This window comes from Edwardsiella anguillarum ET080813 (assembly GCF_000264765.2).
Classification (GTDB): Bacteria; Pseudomonadota; Gammaproteobacteria; order Enterobacterales; family Enterobacteriaceae; genus Edwardsiella; species Edwardsiella anguillarum.
The window spans coordinates 50,448-63,862 of record NZ_CP006664.1 but is presented as its reverse complement, the minus strand read 5'-3'; the positions used below and the strand labels follow the sequence as shown (position 1 = coordinate 63,862).

The 13,415-nt window shown below is 62.2% G+C and carries 16 protein-coding genes; 7 read left to right on the top strand and 9 right to left on the bottom strand.

Going from position 1 to position 13,415, the window contains the following annotated elements:
* Nucleotide 1 precedes the first annotated feature (1 nt).
* From lapB to yciH, 3 genes are all read left to right on the top strand, one after another.
* A complete protein-coding gene (gene lapB, locus ETEE_RS00335; RefSeq protein ID WP_034165503.1) occupies nt 2-1,171 on the top strand; it encodes a lipopolysaccharide assembly protein LapB in 1,170 nt (389 codons plus the stop codon).
* 113 nt (nt 1,172-1,284) lie between these two features.
* Entirely contained in the window at nt 1,285-2,007 is a 723-nt protein-coding gene (gene pyrF / locus ETEE_RS00330; protein ID WP_034165501.1) for an orotidine-5'-phosphate decarboxylase, read from the top strand.
* A 22-nt stretch (nt 2,008-2,029) separates the two neighbouring features.
* Nucleotides 2,030-2,356 (top strand): stress response translation initiation inhibitor YciH, encoded by a 327-nt coding sequence (gene yciH / locus ETEE_RS00325; protein WP_034165500.1) that lies wholly within the window; start codon nt 2,030-2,032, stop codon nt 2,354-2,356.
* A 64-nt stretch (nt 2,357-2,420) separates the two neighbouring features.
* Here the strand turns inward: yciH and osmB are convergent, their stop codons facing one another.
* Together osmB and ETEE_RS00315 are read right to left on the bottom strand one after the other, a co-directional pair.
* Entirely contained in the window at nt 2,421-2,639 is a 219-nt protein-coding gene (osmB, locus tag ETEE_RS00320) for an osmotically-inducible lipoprotein OsmB (protein ID WP_034165499.1), read from the bottom strand.
* A gap of 174 nt (nt 2,640-2,813) precedes the next feature.
* A complete protein-coding gene (locus tag ETEE_RS00315; RefSeq protein ID WP_034165498.1) occupies nt 2,814-3,476 on the bottom strand; it encodes a DedA family protein in 663 nt (220 codons plus the stop codon).
* A 457-nt stretch (nt 3,477-3,933) separates the two neighbouring features.
* On the opposite strand from ETEE_RS00315, the gene ETEE_RS00305 reads away from it, so the two are divergent.
* Nucleotides 3,934-4,446: a hypothetical protein gene (locus ETEE_RS00305; protein ID WP_034165495.1), complete on the top strand. Its 513-nt coding sequence runs from the start codon at nt 3,934-3,936 to the stop codon at nt 4,444-4,446.
* Nucleotides 4,447-4,454: 8 nt separating this feature from the next.
* On the opposite strand, the gene pdxR is transcribed toward ETEE_RS00305, so the two are convergent.
* The 7 genes from pdxR to ETEE_RS00275 all read right to left on the bottom strand — a co-directional run bounded on the left by pdxR (nt 4,455) and on the right by ETEE_RS00275 (nt 9,989).
* The gene (gene pdxR, locus ETEE_RS00300) at nt 4,455-5,912 is read right to left on the bottom strand and encodes a MocR-like pyridoxine biosynthesis transcription factor PdxR (protein WP_034165493.1); all 1,458 of its coding nucleotides are present in this window, start codon (nt 5,910-5,912) and stop codon (nt 4,455-4,457) included.
* A gap of 132 nt (nt 5,913-6,044) precedes the next feature.
* Nucleotides 6,045-6,161 (bottom strand): YceO family protein, encoded by a 117-nt coding sequence (locus tag ETEE_RS19580; RefSeq protein WP_071844155.1) that lies wholly within the window; start codon nt 6,159-6,161, stop codon nt 6,045-6,047.
* A 105-nt stretch (nt 6,162-6,266) separates the two neighbouring features.
* Complete coding sequence (locus ETEE_RS00295) at nt 6,267-6,866, bottom strand: helix-turn-helix domain-containing protein (RefSeq protein ID WP_034165492.1); 600 nt, start codon at nt 6,864-6,866, stop codon at nt 6,267-6,269.
* A 290-nt stretch (nt 6,867-7,156) separates the two neighbouring features.
* The gene (gene solA, locus ETEE_RS00290; protein WP_034165491.1) at nt 7,157-8,284 is read right to left on the bottom strand and encodes an N-methyl-L-tryptophan oxidase; all 1,128 of its coding nucleotides are present in this window, start codon (nt 8,282-8,284) and stop codon (nt 7,157-7,159) included.
* 222 nt (nt 8,285-8,506) lie between these two features.
* On the bottom strand, nt 8,507-8,761 hold the full coding sequence (gene bssS / locus ETEE_RS00285) for a biofilm formation regulator BssS (protein ID WP_012848908.1): 255 nt from the start codon (nt 8,759-8,761) through the stop codon (nt 8,507-8,509).
* Between the two features lie 129 nt (nt 8,762-8,890).
* The gene (dinI, locus tag ETEE_RS00280) at nt 8,891-9,139 is read right to left on the bottom strand and encodes a DNA damage-inducible protein I (RefSeq protein WP_034165490.1); all 249 of its coding nucleotides are present in this window, start codon (nt 9,137-9,139) and stop codon (nt 8,891-8,893) included.
* Nucleotides 9,140-9,230: 91 nt separating this feature from the next.
* Nucleotides 9,231-9,989: a DeoR/GlpR family DNA-binding transcription regulator gene (locus ETEE_RS00275; RefSeq protein WP_034165488.1), complete on the bottom strand. Its 759-nt coding sequence runs from the start codon at nt 9,987-9,989 to the stop codon at nt 9,231-9,233.
* A 390-nt stretch (nt 9,990-10,379) separates the two neighbouring features.
* On the opposite strand from ETEE_RS00275, the gene ETEE_RS00270 reads away from it, so the two are divergent.
* From ETEE_RS00270 to ETEE_RS00260, 3 genes are all read left to right on the top strand, one after another.
* Nucleotides 10,380-11,684, top strand: a complete 1,305-nt coding sequence (locus tag ETEE_RS00270) for an NAD(P)/FAD-dependent oxidoreductase (protein ID WP_034165487.1) — start codon at nt 10,380-10,382, stop codon at nt 11,682-11,684.
* A gap of 115 nt (nt 11,685-11,799) precedes the next feature.
* Complete coding sequence (locus tag ETEE_RS00265) at nt 11,800-12,708, top strand: DMT family transporter (RefSeq protein ID WP_034165486.1); 909 nt, start codon at nt 11,800-11,802, stop codon at nt 12,706-12,708.
* A gap of 155 nt (nt 12,709-12,863) precedes the next feature.
* Nucleotides 12,864-13,412 carry a glycine zipper 2TM domain-containing protein gene (locus ETEE_RS00260; protein WP_049648794.1) on the top strand — a complete coding sequence of 183 codons (549 nt, stop codon included), beginning with the start codon at nt 12,864-12,866 and terminating at the stop codon, nt 13,410-13,412.
* Nucleotides 13,413-13,415: the final 3 nt, after the last annotated feature.

Here is a 13,415-nt window from a genome sequence, read left to right as displayed (position 1 = left end):
TATGCTTGAGCTGCTGTTTCTGCTTCTCCCGGTAGCGGCTGCCTACGGCTGGTATATGGGGCGCAGGAGCGCACAGCAGGATAAACAGCAGGAGGCTAACCGCCTGTCGCGCGAGTATGTGACCGGGGTAAACTTCCTGCTGTCTAACCAGCAGGATAAAGCGGTTGAGCTGTTTTTGGACATGCTCAAGGAGGATAGCAACACCGTTGAGGCCCACCTGACGCTCGGCAACCTGTTCCGTTCCCGCGGCGAGGTCGATCGCGCCATCCGCATTCACCAATCTCTGATGGAAAGCGCCTCGCTCTCCTTTGAGCAGCGCCTGCTGGCCGTACAGCAGCTGGGGCGCGACTACATGGCGGCGGGGCTGTATGACCGGGCTGAGGAGATGTTCAGCCAGCTGGTGGATGAGGCGGACTTCAGGGTGTCCGCCCTGCAGCAGCTGCTGTTGATCCATCAGGCGACCAGCGACTGGCATAAGGCCATCGACGCGGCCGAAAAGCTGGTGCGGCTGGGTAAAGATCAGCAGCGTAGCGAAATCGCACACTTCTACTGTGAGCTGGCGTTACAGGCGATGGGCAGCGACGATCTCGATAGGGCACAGAGCCTGCTGAAGAAAGCCGCGGCGGCGGACAAGGGCTGTGCCCGCGTCTCGATAATGCGCGGACGGGTGTTTCAGGCGCTGGGCGAACCGGCCAAGGCGGTTGCCGCCTTTTCCCAGGTGCTGGAGCAGGATAAGGCATTTGTCAGCGAAGTGCTGCCGCTGATGGAGACGTGCTACCAGGCGCTGGAGCAGCCTGAGCCTTGGCATGACTTTTTGCGCCGCTGCGTCGATGAGGACGCCGGTGCTAGCGCAGAGCTGATGCTGGGACAGGTTATCGAGGCGCAGGAGGGGCTGGAGGCGGCGCAGGTGTATGTCAGCCGTCAGCTGCAGCGCCACCCGACGATGCGCGTATTCCACCGTCTGATCGACTACCATCTGGCCGAGGCGGAGGACGGGCGCGCCCGCGAAAGCCTGCAGCTGCTGCGTGATATGGTTGGCGAGCAGATCCGTACCAAACCGCGCTATCGCTGTCTCAAGTGCGGGTTTACGCCGCACAGCCTGTACTGGCACTGCCCCTCCTGTCGGGCTTGGGCGACCATCAAACCGATCCGCGGCCTGGACGGCCAATAGACACGATTTTACTGCGCGCCGCACGTACGCCCTAGGCAGAACGGGGCGTGCTGTGTACAATGCCGCTCCTGAAAAAGGTATTTCTCCGCTAACGCCAGATTCAGGAACCCACCATGTCACTATCTATTCCGATGCGCGCCCATAGCCACTCTCCGATCGTTGTCGCCCTCGATTATGCCGATCGCAACGCCGCCCTTGCGCTGGTGGATGCGCTCGATCCGCGCGACTGTCGCCTGAAGGTCGGCAAGGAAATGTTCACTCTGTTCGGTCCCGAGTGGGTACGTACCCTGCAGCAGCGCGGATTCGATGTTTTTCTGGATCTTAAGTTTCACGATATCCCCAATACCGTCGCTCGCGCCGTGGCGGCGGCGGCGGATCTGGGGGTGTGGATGGTCAACGTGCACGCCAGCGGCAGCGCACGCATGATGAGTGCGGCCCGGGAGGCGCTGCTGCCCTACGGCAAGGAGGCGCCGCTGCTGATCGCCGTGACGGTGTTGACCAGCATGGAGCAGGCTGATCTGCAGGCGATCGGGATCGACTTGGCGCCGGCTGACTACGCCGAGCGCCTGGCGCGCCTGACGCAGCAGTGCGGGCTGGATGGCGTGGTCTGTTCGGCCCAGGAGGCGGTACGCATCAAAGCCGCCTGTGGATCCGAATTTAAGCTGGTGACGCCGGGGATCCGGCCCGCGGGCAGTGAGGCTGGCGATCAGCGTCGGATTATGACGCCGCAGCAGGCCGTCGCCGCCGGGGTCGACTATATGGTGATCGGGCGTCCGATCACCCAGGCGGCGCAGCCGGCCGAGGCGCTGCGTGCCATTCTGGCGACGCTGGCCTAAATCGAGACGGGAGCGGGTAAAAATGCAAGAGAGTAACAGTCGCCTGGTGTATACCACCGACGCGGGGCGCATCCATGAAACGGCGGCGCCGGCGCCGCGTCCAAAGGGCGATGGCACGGTGCGTATTCAGCGTCAGACCAGCGGACGGAAAGGCAAAGGGGTATGCGTGATCACCGGTCTGGATCTGGACGATGCGGCGACGCTGGCGCTGGCGGCCGAGCTGAAGAAGCGCTGCGGCTGCGGCGGCAGCGCGCGCGACGGCGTCATCGAGATCCAGGGGGATAAGCGCGATTTGATTAAGCAGCTGCTGGAGGCGAAAGGGATGCGGGTCAAGCTCTCCGGGGGGTGAACGTGCTCCGATCCTGACAAGAAAAGCCGGCGCAAGCCGGCTTTTTTATCGGCGAACGGGGGAGTTACTTGCCAACCTGATGGCCGATAAGACCGCCGATGGCGGCGCCGCCCACGGTGCCGAGCGCGCTGCCGTCGGTCAGGATTGCGCCGCCCAGGGCACCGGCACCGGCGCCGATGGCGGTATTGCGATCGCGTTTAGACATGTTGGAACAGGCGCTGAGAGAGGCGGCAAGCGTCAGCGCGAGGGCGACCGTAGCGACGCGTTTCAGGGTACGATTCATATTGGGCTCCTTACTGCGTTCCGACACGTTTTGAGTATAGTCCATGCGCTGGCGGAACAGGGGATGACGGTGAGAGCAGTATAGGCGCGGGAAAAAGGGCGAACAGGTAAATAGTCTGATTTGCAGCGCCGCCCTGCGCCGGACGGCGCAGCGGCGCCCGCCGTCCGCGGGAGATCAGCCGTGCGGCTGGCGGCGTCGACGCAGCAGCAGCATCAGGGTACCCAGCAGTCCGCTGACCAGCAGAACCACAGGCAGGATGAGCAGGATGGACATCACCTGATCCTGGTGCTGTTTAACGAAGGGGATGTTGCTGATGGCCAGCCCCAGCCCCATGACCACGCCGACCCACAGCAGGGCGCTGATCCAGTTGAAGAGCTGAAAGCGGGCGTTATGCAGCCCGGACAGCCCGGCCAGCACCGGCAGAATGGTGCGGACAAAGGCCAAAAAGCGCCCGATCAGCAGCGCCATCAGGCCGTGGCGGTGAAACAGATTATAGGCGCGCTGGTGGTACTGGGGCGGTAGCCGCAGCAGCCAGCCCTGAACCAGGCGGGTATCGCCCAGCCAGCGTCCCTGCAGGTAGCTGAGCCAGCAGCCCAGGCTGGAGGCCACGACCAGCAGGCACAGGGTGGGGAAAAAGGGCAGTACGGAGCGGGCGATCAGGGCCCCAGAGAGCAGCAGCAGGCTGTCGCCGGGCAGGAAGGCGGCGGGCAACAGACCATTTTCCAGCACCAGCGTGGTGAACAGAATGGCATAAATGACCCAGACGATATGCGGATCGCTCAGCACGGCGAAATCTTGTGCCCACAGTGCATGCAGGATCTCTTTAATGACTTCCATTACTTTACCTTAATTAACTGCGGACAGGCTCCTGGGGAAAAATCGGATCGGATGCCCCTGACCCAGAGAGCGCAACAGACGCTGCGTCAGCCAGATAGCCAGATAGCCAGATAGCCAGATAGCCAGATAGCCAGCGTAATTACCTGCCAAATATAGCACAAGACCGCCGAAAAACGGACGCGCTGCGATGTTACCACAAATAAAATCATACAATTGTAAATCAATCTGAAATAGCGTGCAGTAATGTGACAGCGTCGGTAACGGGCTGAAAAACGGGGAGGATACCGGATTGACAGCAGACGTTTCCGTAAGCCGCTTTGACTCTGCCGTGCGGGCGTGGCGGCGCTTGTGAGGGAAACAGACTGATACAGAATGGTTGCCGCCACAACAGATTGACGCTTTCATTGTATCATTGACGGATTAGGATAGTAGCAGACCGTTTTTAGGGGAAAGCATAATGAGTAAAGCCGTTCTATGGCTGGGTGTCAGCCTGATGGCACTGTTCGTCGGCAGCGCGGCCGCGGAGCCCGATACCTCCGTGGCGATCGATGCGCCGCAGCCCGTCATCGCCGCCCACGCCGCCGCGCCCACGCCGCCGTCCGGCGCGGCGCAGGCGCAGATTAAGGTTCCCGCCGCCAGCCTGCGCTATGCACAGGCGCTGCAGCTGGCGTTTTATCATGAGGTCTACCGGCGCTGCAATCAGCAAAACAGCCTGTCACCGCTGTATAGCGCCACGGTAGACGCGCTGCGCACGGTGACCTCGCTGGGGGAGAAGAATCGCCTGACGGATCTGCTGTATAACGAGATGGCGGGCAACGCGCTGGGAATGGCGATGGCCAGCGATCCGGATCGCCAGCGCTGCGCCGTGGCCGGCGATATTTATCAGCAGCTGCTGAACAGCGCCGCGCCCGGCGCTCTGCAGCAGGATTTCCGCCTGCAGCTGCCGGCCGATGAGCCGCCCCACGCCTAGCGCTGCGTTTAGGCCAGCCCCAGCTCTTTGGCGGCGTTGGCGATGATCGCCAGCGCCCGCCGGATCTTCACTTCAGATAGGGCGCTAAACCCAAACAGCATCAGCGGCGCGCCGTTGTGCTCCATATAGGCGCATTCCGAACCGTTGCACATGCTCTGCAGCGTATCGAAGCGCACGCCGTCGCGTAGGCAGCGTTCGCGCAGCTGATTAACCCGCTGCGCCGGGAGATCGGTCTTCAGGGTCAGGTGCAGTCCCGATGAGGTGCCCAGCAGGCGCGCGCGCGGGAATAGGGCGCTAAGCCCTTCGCGCAGCAGCTTCTGCCGCGCGGCATACTCCAGCTCCAGCTTGCGCAGGTGGCGGTGGTAGCCCTGATCCTGCATAAAATCGGCCAGAAACTGTTGATACAGCCAGCTGGCGCCGTGGTTCCACAGCGCCTTCAGATTCAGGATCGGCTCCACCAGCCGATCCGGGCAGACCATAAAGCCGAGCCGCATGCCCGGCCCCAGGGTTTTGGAGAAGCTGCTCAGATAGATCACATTGTTGGCATCCTCCAGCGACTTTAGCGCCGGCAGCGGCTGCGTCCCATAGAGGAAGGTGGTGTCGTAGTCATCTTCGATCACGTAGGCGTTGGAGCGGCGCGACCAGTCGAGCAGGGCCAGGCGGCGCGTCAGCGGCAGGGTGCTGCCCACCGGATATTGGTGCGACGGGGTCACATAGGCCAGCGCGCACTGCTGCTCAGGCAGCAGATCGGTACGCAGCCCGCCGTCATCGACCGGTATGGCGTGAATATGGGGGGCGAAGCTGTTGAACAGGTTCCAGGCGCCGGAGTAGCACGGCGATTCGACGGCGATGTGCTCCTGCGGCGTCAGCAGGGTGCGGGCCAGCAGCGCCAGCCCCTCCTGCACGCCGTTGGTGACGATGATGTGCTGCGGATCGGTGTGGATACCGCGGGCGCTCGCCAGGTATTTCACCAGCTCCTGACGCAGCGACAGCAGTCCGGCCGGAGGATGATAGCGGGTCATCAGTAGGTGCTTGCTGCGCGATGCCTTGTTGTTCCAGCTGCGCCAGCGCTGCCAGGGAAAGGCCGACTCATCGGGATTGCCCAGGCTGAAGAACAGCGGGCTGTTGACATCGACGTAGGTTTCCGGCGCCTGGGTACACAGCACGCTGGGCGGATGATCCAGCTCCTGCTGCGCCGCAGGGGTCTCCGGCAGATCAATGTGGCTGGCCAGCACGACGTTATAGCCGACGCCGGGGCGGCTGGCGATGAACCCCTCCTGCAGCAGCTTCTCATAGACGGCGGTAATGGTATTGCGTGAGACCTGCAGCTTGCTGCCCAGCTCGCGGATCGAGGGCAGGCGTTCGCCGCACTGCAGCGAGCCATCGTGCAGTGCGGTATGAAACTGTTGGTAGATTTGCTTTTGCAGCGAAAGTGGGCTGTTACGGTCCAAAGTAAACGACAGCATGCCTGTTCCAAACGGGATCAATGACCTAATGGCTCCACTATTATCACAGTGGATGACGATGTGCACGCGGCATGCGCGGCTGTCCACATAAATCGTACGGCGCTGTCAGCGGCGCTCACCCATCCCAGCGGCTTAGGCACACCACAGATAGTAGAGATCAAAGGCCAACAGCAGCAGTGAGATGGCCAGATAGAACAGCAGGTGGTGACGGACGTTATCGATGAAGCGGTGAATCAGGCGATTGAACATGGGTTTTCACGGCGCAGGAGACGGAGCCTGAGTATAGGTAAAATGGCGCGCCCCCTCAACCCGGGGCGCAGACCCCTGCATTAGGCCGCCCGGGCGGACGCGGCGTCAGTAAATATGGCGGATCAGGTTATACAGATAGCACAGTTCGATGCGGTTCCTTACCCGCATCTTTTCGACCAGACGGCGCTTATAGGCATAGACGGTGCGCGGGCTGAGGCGCAGGCGCTGTGCGATACGGTGGTTGGGCGTCTGCTGCATCCAGTCGTGCATCACCATAATTTCACGCGGAGTCAGCAGCGGCCAGGCGCCGTAGCGCTGCGTCAGCAGAGGCACCGGCGACGTCTGGCGCGGGACGTGGCTGCAAAGCAGGCGTAGCAGGGCTGGCGTCATTTTTTTATTGATGAGATAAATCTCGCGCTGGAGATAGAGCGGCAGCTGAGTATAGGGGTAGTGAGCCTGGGTATAAATAAAGCAGGTCGCCCGCTGCGGATAGCGGAAAAATGTCTGCAGTGGTAGATCGCGGGGAGCGTGCTTACAATACGGCGTCAGGTTGGCCAGAATAATATCTGGGTTTTTCTCCACTCCGCCGTCGATGAGTGCATCTAAGGTTGAAATATAATTAACATTTATATTTTTTTCATTTTTAATAAAAAGATTGATTCCCAGCCGGGTATAGCGGCAGGGTTCAAGAACCAGTAGTTCCATCGGTTATCCTTAACGCTGGCATCGCCCGAGTTTGTCGTTATCGCCGCTGCGTCGGGCGCAGGCGGGAATAAGCGTGGCGGCGCGGAGAGAAAACGGCGGATAATACACAGGAGCACAGCCTAGGGTTTTATTGCCGGCGCTGTCAATGAAAAATATATTATTGCCTCTGATAATACATTATTTTTATCTTTAAAAAATAAAATATATAAATCGATAATTTATTATCGACGCCATTTCCGTTTTTATCGAAAATAATCCGGATAGTGTCGCTATCCCGACCTTTAGGCTGCTTATCCCGCGCACGGCGCAAAACGGCTCAGGCGAAAAGGGGTTAAATCATAGCCGGGCTCGGCACCCGTCGCCATGCGAACCACCAGCTCTCCCAGCGCGGTGGCAAACTTAAAGCCGTTGGCGCCCAGTCCGCTGACGATGCTGATGGCCGGGGCAGAGGGCAGAGTATCGATGATAAAGTGGCCATCGGGCGTCATGGCCACGCTGGCAATATCACCGTAGAGGCAGTCGCCGGTCTGGGGTAGAAAGGCGCGCAGGTAGTCGTGGATTTCTATATCTTCGCTGACGTCCCGCGCGCTGGGGCAACGGGCGCTTGGCGAGAGGCTGACGAGGCCGCCGTCGTAGCGCCCGGCCTTTAGGGCGCCGTCGACGGCGGGAAAACTGTAGAAGCGGGCACCCTGGGGCATCATCGCATGCAGGGCCGGGAAATGGCGCCGCTCGCTGAAGCGTGCGTCGGCCTGATACCAGGCAAAGGGTTTACACCGGGTTTGCAGCGGCAGCGTGGGCAACAGCGCGCGTACCCAGGCGCCGGCGCAGAGGGCGACGCGGCGCGCCCGCCATTCGCCGCGCGGGCCGAGCAGACGCACGCCATCGCGTTCGGCCTGCACGGCGTGCAGCGGGCAGTCAAAATAGGGGTGAGCGCCCAGTTCAGCGGCCTTTTCAAGCAGCGTGGCGATAGCCAGATGGCACTTCAGATAACCGGCGTCGGGCTCCAGCAGGGCGGCGTAGTTCTCCGGCGCGTTAATCGTCGGCCAGCGTTCACGCAGCGCGGCGCGATCCAGAGGGCGGATGGCGATCCCGTGGGCGTGGGCGCTGGCGTGGATCTCGCGGAGAAAGGCGGTATCCCGCGGCGCCAGGTTGAGCACGCCGCAGCGGTGAAACAGAGGCAGGGCGCTGATCTCCTCCAGCGCCTGCCACAGCAGCTGGGCGCGCAGGGCCAGCGGCGTATAGATCTCACCACCGGCGTCGGCGTGGCGGATAATCCGGGTGTCGCCGTGGTGACCGCCCAGGCGGTGCGGCGGGCTGTGGCTGTCAAACAGCGCGACGCGCAGACCGGCCAGCGCCGCGTAGTAACCCGCTGCCGCGCCGACGGAGCCACTGCCAACGATAGCCAGATCATAATCCATATCCGCCTCCGGGAGATGGGGCCAGGCCCCGTGGCCCGCGCATCGCCGCGGGATAGGGATAAGTATATATCGGGATAGCGGGCGCTGCATGGCGCCCCGCTATCCCGCGCGGCGGATGGGGAAAGAGAAACACCGCCGCGGCGGTGTGGGTGTGGAGCGCCGGCCAGCGCCGTAGGCGATGGGGCGGGCGCGGACGGGGGCTCGGTGCTAATCCCTTCGCCCCTAGTGTCTGATGTAGTCACTCTGCAGGCAGTCGCCGGACTCGATTTTGGCAATGCCGGCTTCCAGTATGGTGATCAGTTGCCGGGCAACGTCGGTGGTTAACCACAGGGTACGGTCAACCCGGGCATCTTCCGGTGGCTGATTCTGTGATGAAAGATAGTGAAGGCGGATCATGAGAGCGTCGTAGCTGTCTACGGTACTGATATCCCAACCGATAACGGGATGCGTCTGGATAACTTCATCCTTGCCGTTCATAAGACCCCCTTAAGCGTAGTGACTGACATGAGTTACTCACCAGGATCAATAAACGCATACCATGCGCTTTTTCAGTATATGCATCTCTGGCCCGCTCGGCCTATTTTTTCTGCACGCTGGGCGGCGTCGCTACTCGGGGTAGTCGGGAGAGAACCAGTCGTCGGCGCTTTCCCAGGTCTCCTGCAGGATGGTTTCGACGATCTCCCGATCGCTCTTGATGCCGCCCAGTACGCTCAGTCCGTTGGCGCCGGCCTGGCGCACCTGTACGGCGCAGTCGGGGTAGCGGCGCTGGATGCGGCGGGAAAACTCCTGGTGAAAGGCGTCAAGCGCACCCGGAGGCAGAGGGTTGCGCTTGTCCAACGTCAGTTCGATGCGCATGGGTAACTCCCTATGAGTAATTTACTGTAAATATATACAGCTATTGCCCCAGGGTTGCAAGGGGCGTCGGGGATTTTTCTGCGCGGCAGGTTCAGCGGATACCGTTTTCAGAGACTTTATCGACCGCGATGCCTAGCACCTCCAGTGAGCCACGCTGCGCGTCGCTTAGGCGGTAGTCGGTGATCACCCGGCTGATGGCACCGAGGGGTTGCAGCGGGTTGGGGTGGATCTGGCCGAACTTTGACGCGTCGGTCAGGATGATGTTCTCAACGCCCTTGGCCAGCACGGCGTTGACCACGTCGGCGCGCATCATGTCGCGCCCGGTAAAGCCGGCCTCGGGATGAAAGCCGTCGATGCCGATGAAGGCCTTACTGAAGTAGACTTGCTGGATGCACTGCCGGGTCAGTGGGCCGACCACGGTTTCACTGCGCTTCTGATGCAGACCGCCCATCAGGATCACATCGCAGTCGGTCTCCTTCAGCAGATGGGCGATATAGGTGCTGACGGTGACCAGCGTGACCTGTTTGCGCTCGGCTAGGTAGCGCGCCAGCAGGGCGTTGGTGCTGCCGCTTTCGATGAAGATGGTCTCCCCGTCGCTGACCAGGGACGCCGCATAGGCGGCCAGCTGCTGCTTCAGGGTGAAGTTAATCATCATGCGGGCATCGACGTCCTCGCTCTCCAGGGCGACGGCAAAGCCGTGCACCCGCCGGAGGTAGCTGCGTTTTTCTAGCTGCGTCAGATCCTGACGGATGGTGACCTCGGAAACCTGGCAGGTGCGGGCCAGGTCGGCGACGCTGATGCGACGCTGGTCGTTGACCAATTGCAGAATGCGTTGTTGTCTGGCGTTCATAGTGTCCTGTGCGGGCAGACGGCGGATGCCGGTGTGTTTCCGTGCCGTCGTTTTTCGCCATGATAACACCGCTGCCCGGCGGGATGAATACGCCGCGGGGCGTTCGCGCCACAGAGGCGCGCGCTGGCGAGGGGCCGTGGAGTGTAAGGCGTCTGTTGCGCTTATGCTGCCCAAGGTCAAAAAATCGGCGCTAGCGCACAAAAAATAGGCGAACAATCTCCACTTTATTTGATTTGAATCAATTTTGGTATGACCAAATTACCCTTTGTGATATCGTGGCCACCGTGAACGAACGACAGTAACCTTCGTCAGCCAAGCCGCCACTCTGGGTCATGCGGAAGTCATCTTTGGTTAACGAATGGTTTGCATTTTTTACCAAGGGAGAAAGCTTTGAGCGCAGCAAAGAAAAAAATCGTGATTGTTGGCGGTGGTGCCGGCGGACTCGAACTGGCAACCAGCCTGGGGCATTCGCTGGGGCGCAAGGGGAAGGCGGAGATCGTGCTTATCGATCGCAACCACAGCCACCTGTGGAAGCCGCTGCTGCATGAAGTGGCGACGGGATCGCTGGACGACGGCGTCGATGCGCTGAGCTATCTGGCCCATGCGCGCAACCACCACTTCACCTTTCAACTGGGCAGCATGACGGCGCTCGACCGTCAGTCCCGCCGGGTCACGCTGGCGGAGATCCGCGATGAGCAGGATACGCTGCTGGTCGCCGAGCGTCAGCTGGACTACGACATTCTGGTGATGGCCCTGGGCAGCACCTCAAACGATTTCGGCACGCCGGGCGTGAGTCAGAACTGCATCTTCCTGGACAGCCCGCAGCAGGCACACCGTTTCCATAACGAAATGCTTAACCTGTTCCTGAAGTACTCGGCGGCGGGAAAAACGGACGAGCAGGTGAATATCGCCATCGTCGGCGGCGGGGCCACCGGCGTCGAACTGTCCGCAGAGCTGCACAACGCGGTGAAGCAGCTGCAGAGCTACGGCTATGAGAATCTGAGCAGCGCCGCGCTGAACGTGACGCTGGTGGAGGCGGGCGAGCGCATTTTGCCGGCGTTGCCGCCGCGTATCTCCGGCGCGGCCCACCAGGAGCTGACCAATCTGGGGGTACGAGTCCTGACCAACACCATGGTGACCCGCGCCGAGGCCAACGGCCTGCAGACCAAAGAGGGCGAGTTTATCCCGGCCGATCTGATGGTGTGGGCGGCAGGGATCAAGGCGCCTGACTTCCTGCGCGATATCGGCGGCCTGGAGACCAACCGAATCAACCAGTTGGTGGTGAAGCCGACGCTGCAGACCACCCTGGATAGCCATATCTTCGCCATCGGCGACTGCGCCGCCTGCGCGCAGCCGGACGGGCGCAATGTGCCGCCGCGCGGTCAGGCGGCCCACCAGATGGCGATGCTGTGCGCTGCCAATATTCGGGCGCTGCTGAAGGCGGCGCCGCTGAAGGATTATCTCTATCACGATCGCGGGTCGCTGGTCTCCCTGTCGGAGTTCAGCACCGTAGGCAGCCTGATGGGGAATCTGACGCGGGGCTCCATGATGATCGAAGGGCGCATCGCGCGCATCATGTATGTCTCGCTGTACCGCATGCACCAGATTGCGCTGCACGGGTATATGAAGACCGGTCTGATGATGCTGGTCGATAGCATCAACCGGGTGATCCGTCCGCATCTGAAGCTGCACTGATCGCCTGGCGTGACGACGGGTGCCGCCGCGGGGCCCGTCGCTTTTCCTCCTCTTGACCCTGCCCGGCGCGGCGCGCACACTGGACAGCCCATGAATATCGCAGTGGTTGTCCAGAATGCCTCGTCTATCCGCCGTCCGTTTTTCCCTGACGCCGCAGGAGCTGATCCTGATCTTCATCACCATGCTGTGGGGTGGCACCTTTCTGATCGTGCACCGCGCCATGACGGTGAGCGGTCCGTTTTTCTTTGTCGGCCTACGCTTTGCCGCCGCCACGCTGGTGCTGGGGCTGATCTCCTGGCGCCATCTGCGCGGCTTTACCTGCCGGGAGCTGCTGTGGGGGATCTGCATCGGGGCGGCGATCGCCGCCGGCTACGGCCTGCAAACCTATGGGCTGCAGACCATCAGCAGTAGTAAGTCCGCCTTTATGACCGCGCTGTATGTGCCGCTGGTGCCGCTGCTGCAGTGGCTGTTTCTGGGGCGCCGACCGCGCCTGATGGCGTGGCTGGGCATCGGACTGGCGTTTGTGGGGCTGCTGCTGCTGGCCGGGCCGCAGGATGGCGCGCTGACGCCGGGGGCCGGAGAGACGGCGACGCTGCTCAGCACCTTGGCCATTGCGGCGGAGATCATCCTGATCAGCGGCTGCGCCGGACGGGTGGACGTGCGGCGGGTCACGGTGATCCAGCTGGCGACGGCCTCGCTGCTCGGCTTTACGCTGATGGTGCCAAACGGCGAATCGGTGCCGCCCTGTTCAAGCTACCTGCTGCTCAGCGCGCTGGGATTGGGGGTGGCCAGCGGGATCATTCAGGTGACCATGAACTGGGCGCAGCGCAGCGTTTCGCCGACCCGGGCCACGGTGATCTACGCCGGTGAGCCGGTGTGGGCCGGGGTGGTGGGGCGTATCGCCGGCGAGCGTCTGCCGGGGGTGGCGCTGCTGGGTGCGGCGCTGATCGTGGCGGGGGTGCTGATCAGCGAGCTGAAGCTGCGTCGCCGCGGCCGCCATCGCCCGGCATCAGAATTGTCCTGAATCTGCTCCATGCCGCCGCCGCGCGGTGATTTTCTCCCTTATTCCGATTGTTGCCCGGGCGCAGGCTGCGCACACTGGCGGCGATTATTGCGAAATCACCGGTCGCGTCCGTGCCCACTTCCGCGCACGGCGGGCCATTAAGGGAGAAGATCGGGATGAATAAATCCATGCTGGCCGGTATCGGTATTGGGGTGGCGGCGGCGCTGAGCGTGGCCGCTGTGGCCGGGCTGAAGGTGTTCGATGCGCCGCCGCAGTATGCGCAGGTGCTGTCGGCGGTGCCGATCCATGACACCATCAAGACGCCGCGCAGGGTGTGCCGCGACGTGGCGGTGACCCACCGCAGGGCGGTGCAGGACGAAAACCGCCTGGCGGGCTCGCTGCTGGGCGCCGTGGCCGGCGGGGTGCTGGGCCATCAGGTCGGCGGCGGCCGGGGGCGCGATGTGGCGACCGTGCTGGGCGCGCTGGGCGGCGGCTATGCCGGGAATCAGATCCAGGGGACGATGCAGCAGAATGACACCTATACCACCCGTGAGCAGCGCTGCACCACGGAGTATGATAAATCCCGTCGCCTGCTGGGCTACGATGTGACCTACCGCATCGGCGATCGGCGCGGCCGGGTGCGTATGGAGAGCGATCCTGGCCAGCAGATCCCGTTGGACGGCAACGGCCAGCTGATCATCGGGCAGGGCGATCGCCGGGCCTGAGGG